Source organism: Paraburkholderia sp. NPDC080076, from assembly GCF_050281145.1.
GTDB lineage: Bacteria > Pseudomonadota > Gammaproteobacteria > Burkholderiales > Burkholderiaceae > Paraburkholderia.
Map to the genome: position 1 here is coordinate 77,589 of NZ_JBNNWQ010000011.1, position 21,521 is coordinate 99,109.

Here is a 21,521-nt window from a genome sequence, read left to right on the forward strand (position 1 = left end):
TCTCCTGTCGATCAGAGTTAGCGCTTTAGCGCTCGCTCGGGTCCCATGCAAAGCTCGATGCGGGCGATGGCGGCTCCGCTCGGCGGCTTGGCGCCGCCTACGGATGGCCAAGCTATCTTCTAAGTCTAAACAAAAAAAGACGGGTCGAAGCCCGTCTTTCCATGCATTGATCCTGCCGGAAGAATCTGGTGAATCTGGTTCGGCGCCACTCAGATCGTACCGAGTTCGCGCCGCAGGAATTCGTGGAAGTGCTGCATGCCATCTTCCATCGGGCTCTGATACGGGCCGACCTGCGATTCGCCGCGATTCATCAGCGCACGGCGGCCGGCGTCCATGCGTTCCGCGATCTCGTCGTCTTCGCGAGCCGTTTCCATGTAGGCGGCGCGTTCGGCTTCGACGAACTCACGCTCGAACAGCGCAATTTCCTCAGGGTAATAGAACTCCACCACGTTGGTGGTTTTCTGCGGACCGCGCGGAATCAGCCAAGACACCACCAGCACGTGCGGATACCACTCGATCATGATGCCCGGGTAGTACACCATCCAGATCGCGCCGAATTCGGGCGGATTGCCGCCGCGAAAGCGCAGCACTTCGTCGTGCCACTTGCGGTACGTGGGGCTGCCCGGCTGCTCAAGATCTTTGTGCACGCCAACCGTCTGCACGCTATACCACTCGCCGAACTCCCACGTCAGGTCGTCGCAATTGACGAAGCTGCCGAGGCCCGGATGGAACGGCGCGACGTGATAGTCCTCCAGATAGACCTCGATAAAGGTCTTCCAGTTGTAGTTGCACTCGTGCACTTCGACGTGATCGAACATGAAGCCCGAAAAATCGAAGTGTTCCTTGGTGCCGAGGCGCGCCAGATCGCGCGCGACGTCGCGCCCCTGCGCTTCGAACAGCAGGCCTTGCCAGTTCTGCAGCGACGTGGCGCCGAGATTCAGGCAGGGGTTATCCGCAAAATGGGGCGCACCGAGGAGCTGGCCGTTCAGGTCGTACGTCCAGCGATGCAGGGGGCAGACGATGTTCTCCGTCTGGCCGCGGCCGTTGAGCATGATGGCTTGCCGGTGGCGGCACACGTTCGACAGCAGTTCGACTTGTGACTGCTGGTTACGGACGAGCACACGCCCTTCGCTCTCGCTCGGCAAAGCAAAATAATTCCCCGTTTCGGGCACCATGAGATCGTGGCCGATGTAACGAGGACCTTTCTTGAAAAGGGTTTCGATTTCGCGCGTTAGAAGCGCTTCGTCAAAGTAAGCCGTGACTGGCAGCTGGCTGTGGACAGACCGCAACTGCAATGCATTGCTCAGATTGGACATTCCCACTCCCGTGAAGACGTGAAAGCAGTGAACAACCCAACCATCGAAGATTCGATTTAGGGAGCCCGCAATTATACCTGTTTCCCCTTCTTTGGGGCCGTTAAGTGCCTGATTTGGGTCAAAAATCTCAGGAAAGTTCGGCTTTTTCGCCGCAGACCGATCGTTTTTTTTCTGCGAGACTGCTAGGACGGCGCGCAGCGGGAAGGCGGGCGTAGGGCGGCGGGCGGCTCGGAAATATCGCTTTTGCCGTAGAATGTCCGACTTGTTTTAATTTTGCGACTATTCATGGCGAAGACCGCGTCGAAAGATACTGCTGCCACGCCAGCCGAAGGCGTCGACACCACGCCGCTGCCCGAGAATTACGAGGCCGCCCAGGCGGAGCTGGAAGGGCTGGTTGCACGCATGGAAAGCGGCAATCTCAGCCTCGAGGAATCGCTCACCGCCTACCGGCGCGGCGCGGCTCTCGTGGCGTTTTGCCAGCAGCAGCTCGAGAAGGTCGAGCAGCAGGTGCGCGTGCTCGACGGCGAGACGCTCAAGCCGCTGCCCATGAATACCGCAGGCACAGCCGCTACTGAAAGCGGGGACGACCTATGACATTCGAACAATGGATGCGCTCGGTACTGGAGCGCGTCGAAACGGCACTGGAACATTACCTGCCAAGCGAGGCAACCGAGCCCGCCACGCTGCATGAAGCCATGCGTTACGCGGTGCTGGGCGGCGGCAAGCGGGTTCGCCCGCTGCTGTGCCACGCGGCCGGCGAGCTGACCGGCGCGCGCGCCGAGTGCCTCGACGCGGCGGCGGCAGCGCTGGAAATGATCCACGTGTACTCGCTCGTCCACGACGACATGCCGTGCATGGACGACGACGCGCTGCGTCGCGGCAAGCCCACGGTACACGTCAAATATGACGAAGCGACGGCATTGCTGGTCGGCGACGCGCTGCAATCGCAGGCGTTTGTCGCGTTGACGTCGGACGTTCTGGCCCCGGCGCAGCAGGCCGCGCTGGTGCGCGAACTGGCGCTGGCGAGCGGCTCGATCGGCATGTGCGGCGGGCAGGCCATCGATCTGGCGAGCGTCGGCCACACGCTGACGCGCACGCAACTCGAAACCATGCACCGCATGAAGACCGGCGCGTTGCTGCGTGCCGCGGTGCGCATGGGCGCACTGGCGGGCGAAACGCCGGATGCGGACGCCATGCGTTCGCTCGACGCGTATGCGGCCGCTGTCGGCCTCGCGTTTCAGGTCGTCGACGACATTCTCGACGTCACGACCGATTCCGCGACGCTCGGCAAAACGGCAGGTAAAGACGCGAAGGACGGCAAGCCGACCTACGTGTCGATTATTGGGCTCGACGCGTCGCGCGCGCTCGCAGCGCAGTTGCGCAGCGACGCTCACGCCGCGCTGGCGCCGTTCGGCGCACGCGCGCAGCGTCTTGCCGAATTGGCCGACCTGGTGGTGAACCGGGTTAGCTGAACGCGAAAGCCCGCCGCCGCGCGCCTCCGTTGCGAAGCGCATGTATGAAGTGCGGGCGCGTAAGTTTTCCTACAATGGAACGACGATGTACGACTTGCTGAAAACCATTGACGACCCGGCAGCCCTGCGCCGCCTCGATCGCCGCCAATTGCAACCGCTTGCCGACGAGTTGCGTGCCTTCGTGCTCGACAGCGTATCGCAGACGGGCGGCCATCTTTCGTCCAACCTCGGCACGGTCGAGTTGACCATTGCTCTGCACTATGTGTTCGACACGCCGCACGACCGGATCGTCTGGGATGTCGGCCATCAAACCTATCCGCACAAGATCCTGACGGGCCGTCGTGACCAGATGCACACGCTGCGTCAGTTGGGCGGCATCTCGGGTTTCCCGAAACGTGACGAGTCGGAGTACGACACGTTCGGCACGGCGCACTCCAGCACGTCGATTTCCGCCGCGCTCGGCATGGCGGTCGCAAGCAAGCTGCAGGGCGACAACCGCATGGGCATCGCCGTGATCGGCGACGGCGCGATGACGGCCGGCATGGCGTTCGAGGCGATGAACAACGCCGGCGTCGAAGACGACGTGCCGCTCCTGGTCATCCTGAACGACAACGACATGTCGATTTCGCCGCCGGTCGGCGCGCTGAATCGCCATCTGGCGCGCCTGATGTCGGGCCGCTTCTACGCCGCCGCGCGTGCCGGCGTCGAACGCGTGCTGCGCGTCGCGCCGCCCATGCTCGATCTCGCCCGCAAGCTCGAAGAGCACGCCAAGGGCATGATCGTGCCGGCCACGCTGTTCGAAGAGTTCGGCTTCAACTACATCGGCCCGATCGACGGCCACGATCTCGATTCGCTGATCCCGACGCTGCAGAACATCAAGGAACTGCGCGGTCCGCAATTCCTGCACGTGGTGACGAAGAAAGGCCAGGGCTACAAGCTGGCCGAAGCCGATCCGGTGCTGTACCACGGCCCGGGCAAGTTCAATCCGGCTGAAGGCATCAAGCCGGCCAGCACGCCGTCGAAGAAGACCTACACGCAGGTATTCGGCGAATGGCTGTGCGACGCCGCCGAGCTGGACGCACGTGTGGTCGGTATCACGCCGGCCATGCGTGAAGGCTCGGGCATGGTGGAGTTCGAGAAGCGCTTCCCGGACCGTTACTTCGATGTCGGCATCGCCGAGCAACATGCGGTGACGTTCGCCGGCGGTTTGGCCGCGGAAGGCATGAAGCCGGTGGTCGCGATCTACTCCACCTTCCTGCAACGTGCTTATGATCAATTGATTCACGACGTCGCGCTGCAGAACCTGCCGGTGGTGTTCGCCATCGACCGCGCGGGTCTGGTCGGCGCGGACGGCGCAACGCACGCGGGCGCTTACGACCTGGCGTTCCTGCGCTGCATCCCGAACATGACGGTGATGGCTGCGTCGGACGAAAACGAATGCCGCCAGATGCTGTACACGGCGTTGCAGCAACCGAACCCGACAGCGGTGCGCTATCCGCGCGGCGCCGGCACGGGCGTCGCCACTGTGAAGCAGATGGTGGCGCTGCCGCTCGGCAAGGGCGAAATTCGTCGTGAAACGTCGCAGCCGGCTGGCAAGCGCATTGCGATTCTGACATTCGGCACGATGGTCGCGCCGTCGCTGGCAGCCGCCGAGCAACTGGATGCGACGGTCGCCAACATGCGCTTCGTGAAGCCGCTCGACGCCGATCTGGTCCGCCAACTGGCCGAAACGCACGATGCCATCGTCACGGTCGAAGAAGGCAGCGTAATGGGCGGCGCGGGTTCGGCCTGCGTCGAAGCCCTGCTTGAAAGTGGGGTTATGCGACCCGTACTACAATTGGGCCTTCCCGATCGGTTCATCGATCATGGGGACCCGGCCAAGCTGCTCGCCGCGTGTGGTCTCGACGCCGCGGGTATCACCAAGTCGATCCGCGAGCGCTTCCTGTCGAGCGGCGCGGTCGGCGGACAGTCGTCGGTGAAGCGCGTCGCGTAAAGCGTCGCCGCTCGCGGTGCGGCCGCCGTGCCATGGCGGCCATAAGCAATCTCCAACTTGAATCGGTGGGCCTTCGGGCCCATCATCCAACGCCGGCAGGGGCCGGCGTTCGCCATTGCGCGCCTTGATCCGCGCGGCCGCTGGGAGCCGCCGAACCTGTCGCTTTGCGGCAGCCCTCGCGAGGGAATCCCCGAAGGGGACTTCCTTCGGGGCGAAGACTCAGGGCGGTCCGGCGTTTCCTGAAAGGACAAGAAATGAATCAGATGAATCCCGCCTTTGTGATGCCCGACGTGCAAAGCACGCCCGACACTCGTCAGATCCCGATTCAACGTGTCGGCGTAAAGGCCGTGCGCCATCCGCTGACGGTGCGCACCCAAGGCGGCGAGGTGCAGCCGACGGTCGGTACGTGGAACCTCGACGTACATCTGCCGGCTGAGCAGAAGGGCACGCACATGTCGCGTTTCGTCGCCTTGCTCGAAGAGAACAAGGCGCCGCTGGAGCCGGCCACGTTCCGCACCATGCTCGCCGCCATGCTCGAAAAGCTCGAAGCCGAGGCCGGCCGCATCGAGGTGTCGTTCCCGTACTTCGTGAACAAGACCGCGCCGGTGTCGGGCGTGCAGAGCCTGCTCGACTACGAAGTCACGCTGACGGGTGACACTCGCAACGGCGCGACGCGTCTGTTCCTGCAAGTGCTGGTGCCGGTGACGAGCCTGTGCCCGTGCTCGAAGAAGATCTCGCAGTACGGCGCGCATAACCAGCGCTCGCACGTCACGATCAACGCCGAACTGGCAGGCGACGTGGCCGTGGAAGAACTGATTCGTATCGCCGAAGAAGAAGCCTCGTGCGAACTGTGGGGCTTGCTCAAGCGCCCGGACGAGAAGTTCGTGACCGAGCGTGCTTATGAAAATCCGAAGTTCGTCGAAGACCTGGTGCGCGATGTCGCGCAACGTCTGAATGCGGACGAGCGGATCGTCGCCTACGTGCTGGAAGCCGAGAACTTCGAGTCGATTCACAATCACAGCGCGTACGCGGTGATCGAGCGGGATAAGCGCGTGGCTTGATACGCGCGTTTGCCGACTGCATCAAAAAAGCCGCTTCTTGAAGCGGCTTTTTTTATGGCGTAACGATGTCGAACTCAGCGTGCGAGGGACGTCAGATCCCAGCGAGGCTTCACCGTGAACGCGTAGTCTTTGCCCGATTGATCGGGCCAGCGTTGCAGTCGCAAGGCACCGGCCAGTGCGATCATCGCGCCGTTGTCCGTGCACAGCGACAGGTCCGGATAGTGCACGTAGAAATTGCGCTTCTTCGCGGCAGCGGAAAGCGCCTCGCGCAATTGCCGGTTCGCGCCGACCCCGCCCGCGACGACCAGCCGGTTGAGCTTCGTCTTCTTGAGCGCGGCCAGCGACTTCGCCGCCAGAACCTCGACAGCCGCGTCGACGAAACCGCGCGCCAGATCGGCTTTCGCCTGCTCGCAGATATTCGAGCCGCCGAGCTTCTTGGCGTGCGTGAGGACAGCGGTCTTCAAGCCGCTGAAGCTGAAATCCAGGTCGCCGGAATGCAGCATGGGACGCGGCAGGACCACCGCGCCCGGCGTGCCGAATTCGGCCATGCGCGAGACTTCCGGGCCGCCCGGGTAACCGAGGCCGAGCAGCTTGGCGGTTTTGTCGAAGGCTTCGCCGGCTGCGTCGTCCAGCGTTTCGCCGAGCGTCTCATAGACGCCGACGTCAGTCACGCGCATCAGTTGCGTGTGACCGCCGGACACCAGCAGCGCGACGAACGGGAACGGCGGCGGCTCATCCACCAGCAACGGCGAGAGCAAATGCCCTTCGAGGTGATGAATGCCGATAGTCGGCTTGTCCCACGCCATGGCCAGCGAATTGGCGACGCTCGCGCCGACCAGCAGCGCGCCCGCGAGACCCGGGCCTTGCGTATAGGCGATCGCGTCGATGTCGCCGCGGGCTGCGCCGGCGCGTTCCATCACCTCTTCGAGCAGCGGCAGCGCACGCCGGATGTGATCGCGCGACGCCAGTTCCGGCACCACGCCGCCGTACTCCCGATGCATCGCAATTTGCGAATGCAGCGCGTGCGCAAGCAGGCCGCGCTCGGTGTCGTAGAGCGCGAGACCGGTTTCGTCGCAAGAGCTTTCGATGCCGAGAACGAGCATGATGGGTCGCTTGAGTGGACGCCGGATTAACAAAACCCAGGCGCCGACAGTGAGAAGGCAAGCCTGAAAGTATAGCAGTGCGGGCAAGGCGCCGCCGACGCGCGGGTACAATGCGGCCCCATGGAATCCTTCGATATCGCAGTGATCGGCGCAGGCGCGGCCGGCATGATGTGCGCGGCCGTGGCCGGGCAACTCGGCCGTCGCGTGGTGCTGATCGACCACTCGCAGCGTCTCGCGGAGAAGATCCGCATCTCCGGCGGCGGCCGTTGCAACTTCACGAATCTGTATGCCGGCCCGGCCAATTACCTGTCGGCCAACCCGCATTTTTGCCGCTCGGCGCTCGCGCGCTACACGCCGCGCGACTTCATGGCGCTGCTCAAGCGCCATCACGTGACATGGCACGAGAAGCACAAGGGCCAGCTCTTCTGCGACCAGTCGAGCGACGCGGTCATCAATGTGTTGAAGCACGAGTGCGACGCGGGCCGCGTGGCATGGCGCACGCCGCTGTCGGTCGAGCAGGTGCGGCAGGACCCGGAAGGGCGCTTCACGCTGGATACGCAGCCGGGGCCAATCATGGCGCGCGCGCTCGTGGTCGCAACGGGCGGACTGTCGATTCCCAAGATCGGCGCCACCGATTTCGCCTACCGTCTTGCCAAACAGTTCGGTCACAAGCTGATCGACACGCGCCCCGCACTAGTCCCGCTGACCTTCGCTGCAGCCGACTGGGAGCCGTTCGCGGCGCTGTCCGGTGTCTCGCTGGAAGTGCAACTGGCGACCGGCAACAAGAAGACCGGCGCCGAGTTCAACGAAGACCTGCTGCTCACCCACCGCGGCCTATCCGGCCCGGGTGTGCTGCAGATTTCGAGCTACTGGCAGCCCGGCGAGCCGATTCACATCAACCTCTTGCCGGCCCAGGACGCGACGACCGCCTTGCTCGAGGCGAAAACCGGCACCAAGCGTCAGATCGCCAATCTGTTGTCGGAATGGGTGCCGCAGCGGCTCGCCCATGTCTGGCTGGAAACCCATCAGATTTCCGCCGAAGCCCGCGTGGCCGATTTGCCGGACAAAATCCTGCGCCGCGTCGGCGAAGCCCTGTCGCGCTGGACGCTCACCCCCAACGGCACGGAAGGCTATCGCAAAGCCGAAGCGACGCGCGGCGGCATCGACACGCGCGACCTGTCGTCATCGACGATGATGAGCGCCCGCGCGCCGGGCTTGTACTTCATCGGCGAAGCTGTCGACGTAACCGGCTGGCTGGGTGGCTACAACTTTCAATGGGCGTGGGCATCGGGTGTGGCGGCCGGCCAGGCGGCCGCGGAGTATGCCAGAGGGGCTTGACGGCGCTCTGGCTTTGTGAGAAAGCTCTGCTATACTCCTGAACCTTTACAAAGTTCCGTTATTGAAAAATGACGACCATCCGCGTAAAAGACAACGAGCCGTTCGAAGTCGCCATGCGCCGGTTCAAGCGCACCATGGAGAAAAACGGCTTGCTGACGGAACTTCGCGCTCGCGAGTTTTACGAAAAGCCTACGGCTGAGCGCAAGCGTAAGAAGGCGGCTGCGGTGAAGCGTCATTTCAAGCGTCTGCGTGGCCAGATGCTGCCAAAGAAGTTCTACTGATTCTGGCGTTGCCGCGGTTCCCGTTGAACGGAGCGGCGACATTCAACCGGTGAGGGCGCGACAGGTGCCATCACGGAAAACACGGCCCTTCGGGCCAGCCGGCAGGGTCGCAACCACAACGCACAGTGTGCCAACCCGCTTGAGGAAGCAGTCCCAAGCGGGTATTCGTGTTGATGCGCGTGTTGATGCAATTAGCCTGGCCGGTTTTTCAAATTCCAACGCATTCAGGTGAGTGATGAGTCTCAAGGACCGGATCAACGACGATATGAAGGCCGCCATGCGGGCACGTGAGACCGAGCGCCTCGGCACGGTCCGTCTGCTGCTCGCCGCGATCAAGCAGCGCGAAGTCGACGAGCGCATCACGCTCGACGACACCGCGATCACTGCGGTCATCGACAAGATGATCAAGCAGCGCAAAGACTCGATCAGCCAGTTCGAAGCCGCTGGCCGCACCGATCTGGCCGACAAGGAAAAGGCCGAGCTGGCGATCTTGTCTGCTTATATGCCGGAACAGATGTCCGAGGCGGAGATCGTTGCCGAAGTGCAGGCCGCGGTGGCGCAAACCGGCGCAGCCGGCCCGCAGGACATGGGCAAGGTGATGGGCGTGCTCAAGCCGAAGCTGGCCGGCCGTGCCGACATGACCGCTGTCTCGGCGCAAGTCAAAGCCGCGCTCGCGAAGTAAATTCCCGTATTTCCGCGCTGTGCATGCCGTTATTTCGACGGCGCGCGCGGCGCTGAGTTTTTAGGCAGCGTCATTTACCGTGATTCCTCCGTCATTCCTGCAGGACCTGCTCAACCGCGTCGATATCGTCGACGTGGTCGGCCGGTATGTGCAGTTGAAAAAGGGCGGCGCGAACTTCATGGGGCTGTGCCCGTTCCACAACGAGAAAAGCCCTTCGTTTACGGTTAGTCCGACTAAGCAGTTCTATCACTGCTTCGGCTGCGGCGCGCATGGTACGGCCATCGGGTTCCTGATGGAACACGTCGGCTCATCGTTTCCCGAGGCAGTCAATGAGTTGGCGCAGTCGGTCGGCTTGACGGTGCCGAATGAGCCATCGCCCGGCTATGGCGGCGGCGGTTCCGGCGGCGGCTATGCGCCGGCGGCGTCCAAAGCGGTTACCACCGCGCTATCCGATGTCATGCAGACCGCCTGCGACTTCTACCGCAAGCAACTGCGCAGCGCGCCGGTCGCGATCCAGTACCTGAAGAAACGCGGCTTGACCGGCGAGATCGCGGCCCGTTTCGGGCTCGGCTATGCCCCGGACGGCTGGCAGAACCTCGAAGCGGCCTTTCCGAACTACCGCGACGATTCGCTGGTCGAATCGGGTCTGGTGATCGTCAGCGAAAAGTCCGACGCTCAGGGCCAGAACCGCCGGTACGACCGCTTTCGCGAGCGGGTCATGTTCCCGATACGCAATGTGAAAGGTCAGGTGATCGGCTTCGGCGGCCGCGTGCTCGACGGCGGCGAGCCCAAATATTTGAATTCGCCCGAAACGCCTTTATTTAACAAGGGCAGCGAGCTGTATGGGCTGTTCGAGGCGCGTCTGGCAATTCGCGAGCAGCACTACGTGCTGGTCGTGGAAGGCTATATGGACGTGGTCGCGCTGGCCCAATTGGGGTTCCAGAACGCGGTCGCCACGCTCGGCACGGCCTGCACGCCGATTCATGTGCAGAAACTGATGCGCCAGACCGACACGGTCATCTTCAGTTTCGACGGCGATTCGGCCGGCCGGCGCGCCGCCCGGCGTGCGCTGGACGCCTGTTTGCCGCATGCGGCGGACAACCGGACCATCCGGTTCCTGTTTTTGCCGTCCGAGCACGATCCGGACAGCTATGTGCGTGAATTCGGCACCGAGGGTTTCGCCGAGCAGGTCGAGCGGGCCATGCCGCTGTCGCAGTTCATGCTGAACGAGGTGCTGACCGGCAAGGAGCTGGATCAGCCGGAAGGCAGGGCCCGCGCGCTGTTCGACGCCAAGCCGCTGCTGCAGGCGCTGCCGGCCAACGCGCTGCGCGCCCAGATCATGCATATGTTCGCCGACCGGCTCGACGTGCCGTTCGACGAGGTCGCCGCGCTATGCGAGGTCGATTCGCGCATCGCGGCGGCGGCCCGCGCCGCGCCGGCCCGCAAAGACCGGCGCAGTGTGACCGGGATCGAGGAAAAAACGCTGCGCAATCTGGTGATGTATCCGCGCACGGTGTCCGTGCTGGACGAAGAGGCCGAACAGGCTCTTCTCACGGTCACGCGGCACGGCGAGTTGTTTGAGGAAGTGACGACGCACGCGCGTGCGCTGGGCGATTCGGCGGAGTTTCAGTTGTTGTCCGACCTATTGCGAAACGGCGCGAACGCCCCAACTTTCGAGGAAATCTTTCGCAAAATTCTAGACTATGATGAAAACGTCCGGGATTTACTGCTGAAGGACCCGGAAGATGCGACCGTCATCGAGGAACGGCGCGAGCAGGAACGGATTGTCGGCGAGGAACTGAAAGCGGCGATCCTGAAGATGCGGTACGACGCTTACTGCGATCGTCTCGAGCAGCTTTCGCGGCAATCCCGGCACACGCCGGAGGAGTTTGCGGAGCTGTCGGAGCTTAATCGGAAGCGGGCTGACATGAAGCGCCAGCTCGGGCTGTAGGCGGAGCGCAGGAAGCCTGGGTGGTATAATAAAAGGTTTCCAGCGGTTTGTTTTTCAAGGGTTTTCCTAGCAAAGGCGAAAAGGCGATGCGATGGCAAAGACTACGGGCGGAACTACGGACGGAAAGAAAACAACAGGCACGAGCTCCACGGAGCGGACCAGAAAGGTCACCGAGGCCAGGTTAGTTTCTTCCACCAGAAAAACGTCTGCGGTTAGCGTTGCACCGGTTGCCGGGAAGAAGTCCTCGACCACGTCGGCTGCGCGAGCGGAGCCGGACAGGGCGGCGAAAGTTGTAGCAGTACCGGCCACGAAGGGGTCGGGTGTCAGAAGCGCAAGGGAAGCGGCTGCCGCGCAGGACGATGCGGTAGTGCGCGAGGTTCCAGTATCCACGGTTCAAACGGCTGTTGTCCACCAGCCGCGAGTCGAGACTACAGCCGGTACGGCGAACTCCATGACGAAAAAGCTGAACGAAGTACCCGTCGATGACGACGCAACCCAAAGCGAAGAAAGCCCCGCGGCTGTTCCAGCCAAGGTGGAAAAGGCCAAGGCTCGCGATCGTCGTGCAAAGGAAAAAGCGCTGCTGAAAGACGCTTTCGCGTCGTCACAGCCGGGCACGGTCGAGGAACTCGAGGAACGCCGCTCCAAACTGCGCGCGCTGATCAAGCTCGGCAAGGAGCGCGGCTTCCTGACGTACGCTGAAATCAACGACCACCTGCCGGACAACTTCACCGAGACCGAGGCGATAGAAGGCATCATCAGCACGTTCAACGACATGGGCGTGGCGGTGTATGAACAGGCCCCGGACGCTGAAACGCTGCTGCTGAACGACAACGCGCCGGCGGCTTCGTCGGACGACGAAGTGGAAGAGGAAGCGGAAGTCGCGCTGTCCACCGTCGACTCGGAATTCGGCCGCACCACCGACCCGGTCCGCATGTACATGCGCGAAATGGGCACGGTGGAGCTGCTCACGCGCGAAGGCGAAATCGAAATCGCCAAGCGGATCGAAGACGGCCTGAAGCACATGGTGATGGCCATCTCAGCATGCCCGACCACGATCGCCGACATCCTGGCGATGGCGGAGCGCGTCGCGAACGAGGAAATTCGCATCGACGAACTGGTCGACGGCCTGATCGACGCCAATGCGGAAGACGCGGACGGCTTCTCCGCGCAGGAAGCGGAAGCGATCGAGAGCGAAGACGAGGAAGTCGAAGAGGACGCGGAAGAGGACGAGGAAGAAGACGACGGCACGGCGCAAGCCACGGCTAACGCAGCGCAGATGGAAGCGCTCAAGCGTGCGTCGCTCGAAAAATTCGCGATGATCAGCGAATGGTTCGACAAGATGCGTCGCGCGTTCGAGAAGGAAGGCTACAAGTCCAAGTCGTATCTGAAGGCACAGGAAACGATCCAGAACGAGCTGATGACGATCCGCTTTACCGCGCGCACCGTCGAGCGTCTGTGCGACACGCTGCGTGCGCAAGTGGACGAAGTGCGTCAGGTCGAGCGTCAGATCCTGCATACGGTGGTCGACAAGTGCGGCATGCCGCGTGCGGAATTCATCGCGCGTTTCCCGGGCAGCGAAACGGATCTCGAATGGGCCGACAAGATCGTCGGTGAAGGTCACGCGTATAGCGCGATCCTCACGCGGAACATCCCGGCCATTCGCGAACAGCAGCAGCGTCTGCTGGATCTGCAAGCGCGTGTCGTGCTGCCGCTGAAGGATCTGAAGGAAACCAACCGTCAGATGGCGGCGGGTGAACTGAAGGCGCGTCAGGCGAAGCGCGAAATGACCGAGGCGAACTTGCGTCTCGTGATCTCGATCGCGAAGAAGTACACGAACCGTGGTCTGCAGTTCCTCGACTTGATTCAGGAAGGCAACATCGGCCTGATGAAGGCGGTGGACAAGTTCGAATATCGTCGTGGCTACAAGTTCTCCACGTATGCAACGTGGTGGATCCGTCAGGCCATTACGCGTTCGATCGCGGACCAGGCGCGCACGATCCGGATTCCGGTTCACATGATCGAAACGATCAACAAGATGAACCGCATCTCGCGTCAGATTCTGCAGGAAACCGGTCTCGAGCCGGATCCGGCAACGCTGGCCGAGAAGATGGAAATGCCGGAAGACAAGATCCGCAAGATCATGAAGATCGCGAAGGAGCCGATCTCGATGGAAACGCCGATCGGTGACGACGACGATTCGCATCTGGGCGACTTCATCGAAGACAACAACACGGTTGCGCCGGCCGACGCCGCTTTGCATGCCAGCATGCGCGATGTCGTGAAGGACGTGCTCGACTCGCTGACGCCGCGTGAAGCGAAGGTGCTGCGCATGCGTTTCGGTATCGAGATGAGCACCGATCACACGCTCGAAGAAGTCGGCAAGCAATTCGACGTGACGCGTGAACGGATCCGTCAGATCGAGGCGAAGGCGCTGCGCAAGCTGCGTCACCCGAGCCGTTCGGACAAGCTGAAGTCGTTCCTCGAAGGGAATTGATCGAAGCTGGCGTTGGTTGCAAATGATGTAGCGGTTTGAAGGGGCCTCGCGGTTGTTTCGCCGTAGCGAAGCGGTTGCGAAGGCCCCTTTTTCGTGTAGTATGTCGGCCAATCAACGAATAGGCCCGGCCTTCACGACCGGGTCTTTTTTCTTGGGCCGGACGCCGTGCTGGTTGCAGGCAGCGGACTCATAATCCGCCTCCGAAAGGACACCGTCGGTTCGAATCCGACCCGGCCCACCATCGATGCTAAGAAAGGGTTCCGATAATGTCGGAACCCTTTTTGTTTTTATGGCGTGAAGCGGATATCGGGCGCGGCAATATGTCACTTTCGCTGCGCTATTAATCTACGCATGGCGGATGTCTATCCGGTTGGGTGAAAGACGTTCATCGCCGCATTGGCGGGATTTTCCAAACGCTTCAGATCGGATGTTGTGAGTTAAGCGAGCGTGTTAAGCGGCGCATTTCACGTCGCGGCAATATCGTCATTCCTTCTGCCGTTGCCGGCGCAAACTCCGTTCGATTTAATCCCTCTTTTGCAGGATTCGCCTCGTCATCTCGTTGCTTCCGTTTCGCGCTCCGGCGCACAGACGCCATTGCGATAGCGGCGCTAATCTGAGTAGCAGTCGGCCCGAGGTCCGGTTAGTGAGAGTGGCACGTCGTTTGCATAAGCTCGGCGTCCAAACCATATCAATAACGAGAACGATCATGCGACCTGACCACACCGCTACTGAGTTTGTGCAGACTCGACCCTTGCTGGCCACTCCGCTGGAAGGCGCCGGTGAGAGTGCGCCGCAACGACAGCAGGTCAGCGCGTTGGCGCGCGCCACCTTCTGCTTTGCCTGGCTGTTCGGGCTGGAGCCGTTCCTGACCGGTTCGGGCGACGAGATGCCGCGCTCGCGGCCGGATCGCCATTAGTCTCGTGACAGGGCGCGGCGTATTCAGTCGCGCGATTGGGCGTTGAAAGTTTCGGCGTACACGGGGCAGTTTCTACAGCCGGACATCAACCGATCGAGACGGCGGCGCGATTCGACTGTGGCGCCAAGACCTCGGGAATAGCCGTTGCGCGCTGAGTGTTGGGAGATATTCCCATCCTCAGGACGCTCATCATGCAAACCGATCCGACTATCGACCCCGTTGCCGACCCCGCCAACCAGCCGCTCGATGAACCCGACGAGCAGCCGCGTCCGTTGCCAGGCGTGCTGCCCGAAACCGATCCGCTTGTGCCGGGCGCTTCTCCCGAGGATGACGAGGTGCTCCGGCGATCGCCCGACAAGCCATAAGGCCGTGCTTACCGGAAACTAGGGAAACTCCGTGTAAAAAATCGCACGTTCGTGCCGTTTAATGGAGGCGGAAGGCTGTTCGATGTATGCCATCCGCTTTCAGCACGGGTTTTTGTCACGCGGCGGTTGGCGCCGCATTTCACCTCCGGGCAACGCCCGTGCTGAAGGCTTTCCCCTTCGACGCGCGGGCTCGCGAAGTGCGCGGAATCGCCCCTGCAACTTCCATTAAATTCATTTCACTCCGCAAAGACATTAATGGCCAGTTCAATGACACTGGCTAATCCGGTTTGAATCAAACGACTGCATCCATTTAATTAAGTTCCCGGTTTTCTAAAATAAATTAGCATTGAACTGAATGGATACGGCCTAATTGCCTCATTTCCGGGCAGTCAGAAGTTTCTGATTGTTTAATCGTTCCGACCCGATTACGACGGGAATATGAAAACCCTGTTGCATACACACAACTGACAATATTGAGAAGTTGCAAATTACTTATGTTCAGAGCAGCTGCGACACTTGCCTAATTTTGCAATTAATGCCGGAAAAACAAAGACTTAATGCCTGCGGCAATTAGATTATTGCTGATTCTGAAAAATCCTGTTGCGTGAATTGCCGGCCTCGCTACCAGGGTGTCCCCCTACACTCACGCTTCGTTTCAAGGGTGCCCGGCTGATCCGAAACGGGTCGGCGACAGGGCGGCAGTGGGTGCGATGCATGCGCTGCCGAGGCAGGTCCCGCTCCCCGCGTAAATTTATCGAACAGGAGTCCCACGCATGAAAAAGAGTCTCATCGTCGTTGCGGTTGCCGCATCGTTCGCTTCCGTCGCTCACGCACAAAGCAGCGTGACCCTGTATGGTCTGCTGGACGCGGGCCTGACGTACACGAGCAACGTCAACCACAATTCGAAGTGGGCAGCTGGTAGCGGCGGCATCAACCAAAGCATGTTCGGTCTGCGCGGTTCGGAAGACCTGGGCGGCGGTCTGAAGGCAATCTTCACGTTGGAAAGCGGCTTCAACATCAACAACGGCAAGTTCGCTAACAACAACGGCATGTTCAACCGTCAAGCGTTCGTCGGTCTGTCGAGCGCGCAATTCGGTACGGTCACGCTGGGTCGTCAATATGACGCAGCTCAAGACTACCTGGCACCGCTGACCGCAACGGGCAGCTGGGGCGGTACGTACTTCGCACACCCGTTCAACAACGACAACCTGAACACGAACGGCGGCTACGCAGTCAACAACTCGATCAAGTACTCGAGCGCTAACTACGCTGGCTTCACGTTCGGCGGCACGTACGGCTTCTCGAACCAGGCTGGCGCATTCGCAAACAACCGCGAATACAGCGTTGGTGCTGCATACCAGTGGCAAGGTCTGCACCTGGGTGCTGCTTACGCACAGCAAAACAACCCGGGCGCAGGCAACACCGGTGCTTCGGACGGTTCGTACGTCAACGCACTGGCAGGCAACGTCGGCAACTTCCGTCAACGTGAATTCGGCGTTGCTGGTTCGTACGCTTTCGGCCCGGCTACCGTCGGTCTGGCATGGACGCAATCGCGTTCGGACAACTTCACGGCTGGCCAGCAATCGCTGCGCGCTAACAACTACGAAGTCAACGGCAAGTACAACGTGACCCCGGCTCTGGGCCTGGGCGTTGCTTACACGTTCACGGACGGCAAGGGCTACGGCGTTGGTGCGAACGGTGGTTCGGAGTCGGTGCGCTACCACCAGATCGGCCTGCAGGCTGACTACTCGCTGTCGCGTCGTACGGACGTCTACGCTCAAGCCGTGTACCAGCACGCAATGGGCGACGGCGGTGTCGCTTCGATCTACAGCGGCGACAACACGCAACTGCCGTCGTCGTCGAAGAACCAGACGGCTGCTACGGTCGGTCTGCGTCACCGCTTCTAAGCTTCAGCAGAAGCTGGTTGTTGTACGAAAAGGTGCCGTTCGCGGCACCTTTTTTTATGCGCGCGCAATTCGATGGTCGGCACCCGGCGTGAATATGCCGGATGCCGCGCGCCTTGCTCGGCTCGAGGGGCCCTGCGTGCCTTAGAAAATCGTACGCAGACCGAGCGCAACGCCGGTCTGATTGCTCTTGCCCGGTAATTCGACCGACGCAGCGCCCGATACCTTGTCGAAATCGACCGTGCCGTACACCTCGGTGCGCTTGGACAATGCGTACTCAGCCAGCGCCACCAACGTATAGCGATTGCCGCTGCCCAGTTGTCCGTTGCCGATCGCCGCATTGGACATGTGGTCGTAGTACGCTGCGCCCGTCAGCGTGAGTGCGGGTGTTGCCTGCCACGTCACGCCGGCGAACGGACCGTTGTCGACGCGGCCCGAGCCCTTCAGGATATCCACGCCGGGCACGAGCGTCTGCTGCGCCAGCGCGCTATCGACGAAGCCGGTGTCGTCTTTCGAATGCAGATAGCCGACGTACACCTTCGCCGTGCTAAACGCATACACGGCGTTCGCGTTGAAGATGGTCTGCTTGTGATTGCTGTTGTCGCTGTTCTGCTGCACGCCGCCTGCAACGCTCAACGGGCCGGCCACATACGACAACGTGAAGCCGTACATCGAGCCCGCGCCGAGATGGCCCGGCACCTGGCCGGAGAAACCGCCCGCGCCGGTCGATTCCGAGTTGGTGCCGAACGAGTACATCGCGGCCATGGTCAGGCCTTTGTACGTGCCGGTGTATTTGATGGCGTTGTCCGCATAGAGCCCCGCACCGAGCGCGCCCGGCAGCCATGAGTTCTCGAAGTAGTTGCCGACCGTGAGCGGGTCGTAGGTGTCGCCGAGCAGGTCGAACAACGGTGTCTTCTGACGGCCCAGCGTGAGCGTGCCGTATTGGCTGCTCAGGCCCACATACGCATTGCGGTTGAAGAGCCGTTGGCTGTCCGAGGCGGACCCGTCCTGCAGATTGATGCCGCTTTCCAGATCGAAGATCGCCTTCAGCCCGCCGCCCAGATCCTCCGAGCCGCGCAGACCCCAGCGGCTGTTGGTGATCGCGCCGTTCGTCATGAACAGGCGGCCATCGTTTTTGGCGTTGGAGTTCGTCAAATAGCGAACGCTCACGTCAGCGACGCCGTACAGCGTGATCGAGCTCTGTGCCGAGGCTTGCTCGGAGGTCATCGCGAGGGCGGCGCCACCCACGATGGCGGCGGTCTTGAGGAGTCTTATTTGTCTCACTGGCATTCCTGCTTATGTGGTTATGGATTTTTCATTCAAGTCCGGCGTGCGCAAGCTGACCATGCGCCGGCGCGCCGATGATAGACCAGCACCCTCGTCGCGCCAAAAGTCCTTTAGCGCAATAACTTATTGCAGTTTCTGACAATTATTCGGGTCCGTCTGACAAGAGTTAACCTTCGCGGAAGCGTGCTTCGGTTAGTCTGAAATCCACTGATTGATAGACGCTATTTCGCGGCCACGCCAGCCTGTACGCGGCGGCCGCGCGCTTTTACCGCATGGATAATTCCGCCCGAAAGACGCAACCTCATTTGCCGACCAATCACGATCTCACTGACGAGCAATGGCATCGCATCGTGCCGCTGCTGCCTGAAATGAAGGCCCTTGGACCTCGGCGCGGGCGTCCCAGCATCGATATCCGCTGGGTGCTGAATAGCGTGATGTGGGTGCTGCGCGCACGCGCGCCCTGGAGCGCGATGCCGGAGCGCTATGCGCCGTATCAGACGGCGCATCGCTACTATCTGCGCTGGAAGAAGTCGGGCGTGCTGGCCGACATCGTGTTCACGCTCTTCGGGACCGACGCGATTCTGGAGCGGCCTGTTACGCGAAGGAGCGGTGTGAGTGCTGCATAGCTAGCGGCTTCGCAGCGGCAAATAAAAAGGCTGTCGCCAGGTTCCCGGCGACAGCCTTTCTTTAATCGGTCAGCAGGCCTGCGGATCTGGAAAGACCGGCTGTCACTCAATCACGCAGCTTGCTCGACCTTGAACACGGCGACGGCATGGCGCAGTTGTTCGGTCTGCTCATCGAGCGAACCGGCCGCGGCGGCGGCCTGCTCGACGAGTGCGGCATTGCGTTGCGTCACATCGTCCATCTGACGGATCGCGAGATTGACTTCGCCGATACCTGAACTCTGTTCCTTCGAAGCCGCCGAAATCTCGTTCATGATGGCCGTCACGCGGCGCACCGCGTCGACCACCTCGCCGATCGTGCTGCCCGCTTTGCCCGCGAGCGTCGAGCCTTCGCCGACTTGCGCGACCGACTGATCGATCAGCACTTTGATCTCCTTGGCCGCTGTCGCGCTGCGTTGCGCGAGATTGCGCACCTCGCCCGCGACCACCGCGAAGCCGCGGCCTTCTTCGCCGGCGCGCGCAGCTTCCACCGCGGCGTTCAGCGCCAGAATGTTGGTCTGGAACGCGATCCCCTCGATCACGCTGATGATCTCGCCGATCTTGCGCGAACTATCGGTGATGCCCACCATTTTCTCGACGACGTCGTTGACCACCTGGCCACCGCGCGCGGCGATGGCCGACGCGTCACCGGCCAGTTCGGACGCGGTCGCCGCGTTGTCGGCGTTCTGCGTGACGGTCTTGGTGAGTTCGTCCATGCTCGCGGCAGTCTGCTGCAACGACGCGGCCTGTTCCTCGGTGCGGCTCGACAGATCCAGATTGCCGGCGGCGATTTCTTTCGAAGCGACGGTGATCGTCTCCGCCGACGTCTTGATCCGCGCGACGGTGGCCGCGAGTTGATCGCGCATCTCACGCAACGAGAACAGCAGGCTCGACTTGTCGTCGCGGCGCAGGTCGATGCGCGTGGCCAGATCGCCGCGCGCGATCTGCATCGCAATCGAAGCCGCCGCGGAAGGCTCGCCGCCGATCGAGCGCGACACGCTGCGCACCACGCGCGACGCCACGAACGACACCATCACGCCCAACACCACCAGCATGCCGGCCGAGCGCGCGAGTGTCGTGTAGAACTGCGCCTGGATGTCGTCCATGTAAGCGCCGGCGATGAAGTCCCAGCCCCACGGGGCGAAGCGCTTCACATAACCGATCTTCTCGCTAGGCGTCGTCTCGCCGGGTTTCGGCCACCAGTAGCGCAGGTAGCCGGCGCCGGCCGCCGAACCGCCGGCCTGGGCGATGTCGTGATACAGCGCGTTGCCTTTGGCGTCGCGAAAACCGCTCATGTCCTTGCCGTTGAGCTTTGGGCTCATCGGATGATCGATCATGACCGAATCGCTGCGCACGATCGTCACGTAGCCGGATGCACCGTAGCGTTGGGCATTGACGCGGGCAATGGCCTGCTGCTTCGCCTCGTCGGCGGAGAGCTTGCCGGCGTCGGCCTGCTTCGCATAGTCCGCGACGATCGATGCCGCCATGTCCGTGACGTCGGCCAGATCCGCGCGCCGTGCGGCCATTTGACCGCTACGTGCTTCGTACGCGTTCACAACGGTCACGATCAGGAGCGCAGCCCAGCACAGCAGCAATGGCACCCACAATTTCTGTTTCAGTGTCAGACGGTTCATTATCGGATTCGACAATACGTTGAGCTCGGAATAGGGAGAGGCTGCAATCTGCGCTGCATAGCTCGCATAACGGCGCGTGCGGCGCTTTCTTTATCCGGTTGCTCAAAAAACAGTCGAACGGCCGCGCGCAGGCGACAGCCGAAACATGTGAGGCAAAAACGGGGCTGGCAGGGCGTTGGGCGCTAGATCTGTTCCCGGCCGAACGCGCCAAGGCGTTCGAGGTCGAGCACGTCGATCTGGTTATACGAGAGGCGCAAAATTTGCAGCCGTTCGAGGTTTTGCAGCGCCTGATTGATCCGCTGACGCGACACGCCAGCCAACAGGCCGACTTCTTCCTGCGAAATGGCCAGCGTGCGGCCGGTGTCGGGATAAAGGTCCGGGTTGAACAATTGCGCGAGCGCCTGTGCGACGCGCGCGTCGACATCGAGCAGTCGGCTATTCTGGATCGATGCGATGAATTCGCCCATGCGGTTGTTCAGTTGCCGGATCACGAAGCCGGTGAACGGCAGGCTCGACTCCAACAGCGTGTGGAACGTCTCCGACGGCACGAACATGACCAGCGAGGGCTGAATCGCCGCCACGTCGTATTTGCGCAGTTCGCGCTTGATCACGCTGCCTTCGCCGAACCAGCCGCCGCGCGGCACGCCGGACAGCGTGCAACTGCGTCCCGAAGGGCTATAGATGGCAAGTTTGATGAGGCCGGAATGCACGCCGATCCAGTAGTCCGACGGCTCCTGGCGGCGCGCGATCCATGCGCCGCCTTCCAGATGCTCCGCGTGCGCGCTGGCGAGCACCAAGGCCTGATGCTCGGCGGCGAGCGCCCGGAACCACGCGCACGTGGCGAACAGGCCCGGCAGATTTGCGCGCGCGACCCGTTCCGGCTTGCGCGGGCGGGCGTCGGCGGGGGCGGTGAGCGGAGCGTCGTTCATGGCAGCTTGCGGGTTTTCGGGCGAATGTGGGTGTGGCAGCGCCAGGGCGCGCCACTCTGTCATTTGAATGACAGACAGTTCACCATGGCAATTGTTAGCCTAGTTCATCAGTCAGAATAATCGACGGCGCGAC

At 61.9% G+C, this 21,521-nt stretch carries 18 protein-coding genes and 1 tRNA gene; 14 read left to right on the forward strand and 5 right to left on the reverse strand.

Annotated elements, in window-relative coordinates; all coding sequences use genetic code 11:
* Positions 1-209 precede the first annotated feature (209 nt).
* Entirely contained in the window at positions 210-1,316 is a 1,107-nt protein-coding gene (locus tag ACQKRQ_RS33560; protein WP_132383734.1) for an aromatic ring-hydroxylating oxygenase subunit alpha, read from the reverse strand.
* Between the two features lie 285 nt (positions 1,317-1,601).
* Here ACQKRQ_RS33560 and ACQKRQ_RS33565 point away from each other — a divergent pair, with 285 nt between their 5' ends.
* The 4 genes from ACQKRQ_RS33565 to folE2 all read left to right on the forward strand — a co-directional run bounded on the left by ACQKRQ_RS33565 (position 1,602) and on the right by folE2 (position 5,842).
* Positions 1,602-1,910, forward strand: coding sequence for an exodeoxyribonuclease VII small subunit (locus tag ACQKRQ_RS33565; protein WP_007178839.1), 309 nt, complete (start codon positions 1,602-1,604; stop codon positions 1,908-1,910).
* Complete coding sequence (locus ACQKRQ_RS33570) at positions 1,907-2,788, forward strand: polyprenyl synthetase family protein (RefSeq protein WP_427481729.1); 882 nt, start codon at positions 1,907-1,909, stop codon at positions 2,786-2,788. Before ACQKRQ_RS33565 ends, ACQKRQ_RS33570 begins: the two co-directional genes overlap by 4 nt.
* Before the next feature lie 85 nt (positions 2,789-2,873).
* Positions 2,874-4,781 carry a 1-deoxy-D-xylulose-5-phosphate synthase gene (dxs, locus tag ACQKRQ_RS33575; RefSeq protein ID WP_427481731.1) on the forward strand — a complete coding sequence of 636 codons (1,908 nt, stop codon included), beginning with the start codon at positions 2,874-2,876 and terminating at the stop codon, positions 4,779-4,781.
* Positions 4,782-5,035: 254 nt separating this feature from the next.
* Positions 5,036-5,842 (forward strand): GTP cyclohydrolase FolE2, encoded by an 807-nt coding sequence (gene folE2 / locus ACQKRQ_RS33580; RefSeq protein ID WP_132383740.1) that lies wholly within the window; start codon positions 5,036-5,038, stop codon positions 5,840-5,842.
* Between the two features lie 74 nt (positions 5,843-5,916).
* On the opposite strand, the gene tsaD is transcribed toward folE2, so the two are convergent.
* Positions 5,917-6,945, reverse strand: a complete 1,029-nt coding sequence (gene tsaD, locus ACQKRQ_RS33585) for a tRNA (adenosine(37)-N6)-threonylcarbamoyltransferase complex transferase subunit TsaD (RefSeq protein WP_132383742.1) — start codon at positions 6,943-6,945, stop codon at positions 5,917-5,919.
* A 120-nt stretch (positions 6,946-7,065) separates the two neighbouring features.
* On the opposite strand from tsaD, the gene ACQKRQ_RS33590 reads away from it, so the two are divergent.
* From ACQKRQ_RS33590 to ACQKRQ_RS33630, 9 genes are all read left to right on the forward strand, one after another.
* Positions 7,066-8,283 (forward strand): NAD(P)/FAD-dependent oxidoreductase, encoded by a 1,218-nt coding sequence (locus ACQKRQ_RS33590; protein ID WP_427481733.1) that lies wholly within the window; start codon positions 7,066-7,068, stop codon positions 8,281-8,283.
* Positions 8,284-8,351: 68 nt separating this feature from the next.
* Positions 8,352-8,564: a 30S ribosomal protein S21 gene (gene rpsU, locus ACQKRQ_RS33595; RefSeq protein ID WP_028196180.1), complete on the forward strand. Its 213-nt coding sequence runs from the start codon at positions 8,352-8,354 to the stop codon at positions 8,562-8,564.
* 235 nt (positions 8,565-8,799) lie between these two features.
* A complete protein-coding gene (locus ACQKRQ_RS33600) occupies positions 8,800-9,246 on the forward strand; it encodes a GatB/YqeY domain-containing protein (protein WP_011490548.1) in 447 nt (148 codons plus the stop codon).
* Between the two features lie 79 nt (positions 9,247-9,325).
* A complete protein-coding gene (gene dnaG / locus ACQKRQ_RS33605; RefSeq protein ID WP_132383746.1) occupies positions 9,326-11,197 on the forward strand; it encodes a DNA primase in 1,872 nt (623 codons plus the stop codon).
* A 91-nt stretch (positions 11,198-11,288) separates the two neighbouring features.
* Positions 11,289-13,691, forward strand: coding sequence for an RNA polymerase sigma factor RpoD (rpoD, locus tag ACQKRQ_RS33610; protein ID WP_427481736.1), 2,403 nt, complete (start codon positions 11,289-11,291; stop codon positions 13,689-13,691).
* 153 nt (positions 13,692-13,844) lie between these two features.
* Positions 13,845-13,932: transfer RNA gene (locus ACQKRQ_RS33615), tRNA-Ile, on the forward strand.
* Between the two features lie 465 nt (positions 13,933-14,397).
* Positions 14,398-14,607 (forward strand): hypothetical protein, encoded by a 210-nt coding sequence (locus ACQKRQ_RS33620; RefSeq protein ID WP_408178507.1) that lies wholly within the window; start codon positions 14,398-14,400, stop codon positions 14,605-14,607.
* Positions 14,608-14,798: 191 nt separating this feature from the next.
* Positions 14,799-14,972 carry a hypothetical protein gene (locus tag ACQKRQ_RS33625; protein ID WP_427481738.1) on the forward strand — a complete coding sequence of 58 codons (174 nt, stop codon included), beginning with the start codon at positions 14,799-14,801 and terminating at the stop codon, positions 14,970-14,972.
* A gap of 773 nt (positions 14,973-15,745) precedes the next feature.
* Complete coding sequence (locus tag ACQKRQ_RS33630; RefSeq protein ID WP_132383752.1) at positions 15,746-16,879, forward strand: porin; 1,134 nt, start codon at positions 15,746-15,748, stop codon at positions 16,877-16,879.
* 141 nt (positions 16,880-17,020) lie between these two features.
* On the opposite strand, the gene ACQKRQ_RS33635 is transcribed toward ACQKRQ_RS33630, so the two are convergent.
* Positions 17,021-18,103 (reverse strand): porin, encoded by a 1,083-nt coding sequence (locus tag ACQKRQ_RS33635; RefSeq protein ID WP_408178619.1) that lies wholly within the window; start codon positions 18,101-18,103, stop codon positions 17,021-17,023.
* Between the two features lie 332 nt (positions 18,104-18,435).
* Between ACQKRQ_RS33635 and ACQKRQ_RS33640 the strand changes: the two genes are divergently transcribed.
* Positions 18,436-18,789: a transposase gene (locus ACQKRQ_RS33640; RefSeq protein WP_427481741.1), complete on the forward strand. Its 354-nt coding sequence runs from the start codon at positions 18,436-18,438 to the stop codon at positions 18,787-18,789.
* Between the two features lie 110 nt (positions 18,790-18,899).
* Here the strand turns inward: ACQKRQ_RS33640 and ACQKRQ_RS33645 are convergent, their stop codons facing one another.
* Both ACQKRQ_RS33645 and ACQKRQ_RS33650 read right to left on the reverse strand, forming a co-directional pair.
* A complete protein-coding gene (locus ACQKRQ_RS33645; RefSeq protein WP_427481743.1) occupies positions 18,900-20,459 on the reverse strand; it encodes a methyl-accepting chemotaxis protein in 1,560 nt (519 codons plus the stop codon).
* 182 nt (positions 20,460-20,641) lie between these two features.
* Positions 20,642-21,451 (reverse strand): Crp/Fnr family transcriptional regulator, encoded by an 810-nt coding sequence (locus ACQKRQ_RS33650; RefSeq protein ID WP_408287044.1) that lies wholly within the window; start codon positions 21,449-21,451, stop codon positions 20,642-20,644.
* Positions 21,452-21,521: the final 70 nt, after the last annotated feature.

Coding starts and splice junctions, on each gene's coding strand:
- ACQKRQ_RS33560 (WP_132383734.1), bottom strand. CDS start 1,316: ATGTCCAATCTGAGCAATGCATTGCAGTTGCGGTCTGTCCACAGCCAG.
- ACQKRQ_RS33565 (WP_007178839.1), top strand. CDS start 1,602: ATGGCGAAGACCGCGTCGAAAGATACTGCTGCCACGCCAGCCGAAGGC.
- ACQKRQ_RS33570 (WP_427481729.1), top strand. CDS start 1,907: ATGACATTCGAACAATGGATGCGCTCGGTACTGGAGCGCGTCGAAACG.
- dxs (WP_427481731.1), top strand. CDS start 2,874: ATGTACGACTTGCTGAAAACCATTGACGACCCGGCAGCCCTGCGCCGC.
- folE2 (WP_132383740.1), top strand. CDS start 5,036: ATGAATCAGATGAATCCCGCCTTTGTGATGCCCGACGTGCAAAGCACG.
- tsaD (WP_132383742.1), bottom strand. CDS start 6,945: ATGCTCGTTCTCGGCATCGAAAGCTCTTGCGACGAAACCGGTCTCGCG.
- ACQKRQ_RS33590 (WP_427481733.1), top strand. CDS start 7,066: ATGGAATCCTTCGATATCGCAGTGATCGGCGCAGGCGCGGCCGGCATG.
- rpsU (WP_028196180.1), top strand. CDS start 8,352: ATGACGACCATCCGCGTAAAAGACAACGAGCCGTTCGAAGTCGCCATG.
- ACQKRQ_RS33600 (WP_011490548.1), top strand. CDS start 8,800: ATGAGTCTCAAGGACCGGATCAACGACGATATGAAGGCCGCCATGCGG.
- rpoD (WP_427481736.1), top strand. CDS start 11,289: ATGGCAAAGACTACGGGCGGAACTACGGACGGAAAGAAAACAACAGGC.
- ACQKRQ_RS33620 (WP_408178507.1), top strand. CDS start 14,398: ATGCGACCTGACCACACCGCTACTGAGTTTGTGCAGACTCGACCCTTG.
- ACQKRQ_RS33625 (WP_427481738.1), top strand. CDS start 14,799: ATGCAAACCGATCCGACTATCGACCCCGTTGCCGACCCCGCCAACCAG.
- ACQKRQ_RS33630 (WP_132383752.1), top strand. CDS start 15,746: ATGAAAAAGAGTCTCATCGTCGTTGCGGTTGCCGCATCGTTCGCTTCC.
- ACQKRQ_RS33635 (WP_408178619.1), bottom strand. CDS start 18,103: ATGACCTCCGAGCAAGCCTCGGCACAGAGCTCGATCACGCTGTACGGC.
- ACQKRQ_RS33640 (WP_427481741.1), top strand. CDS start 18,436: ATGGATAATTCCGCCCGAAAGACGCAACCTCATTTGCCGACCAATCAC.
- ACQKRQ_RS33645 (WP_427481743.1), bottom strand. CDS start 20,459: ATGAACCGTCTGACACTGAAACAGAAATTGTGGGTGCCATTGCTGCTG.
- ACQKRQ_RS33650 (WP_408287044.1), bottom strand. CDS start 21,451: ATGACAGAGTGGCGCGCCCTGGCGCTGCCACACCCACATTCGCCCGAA.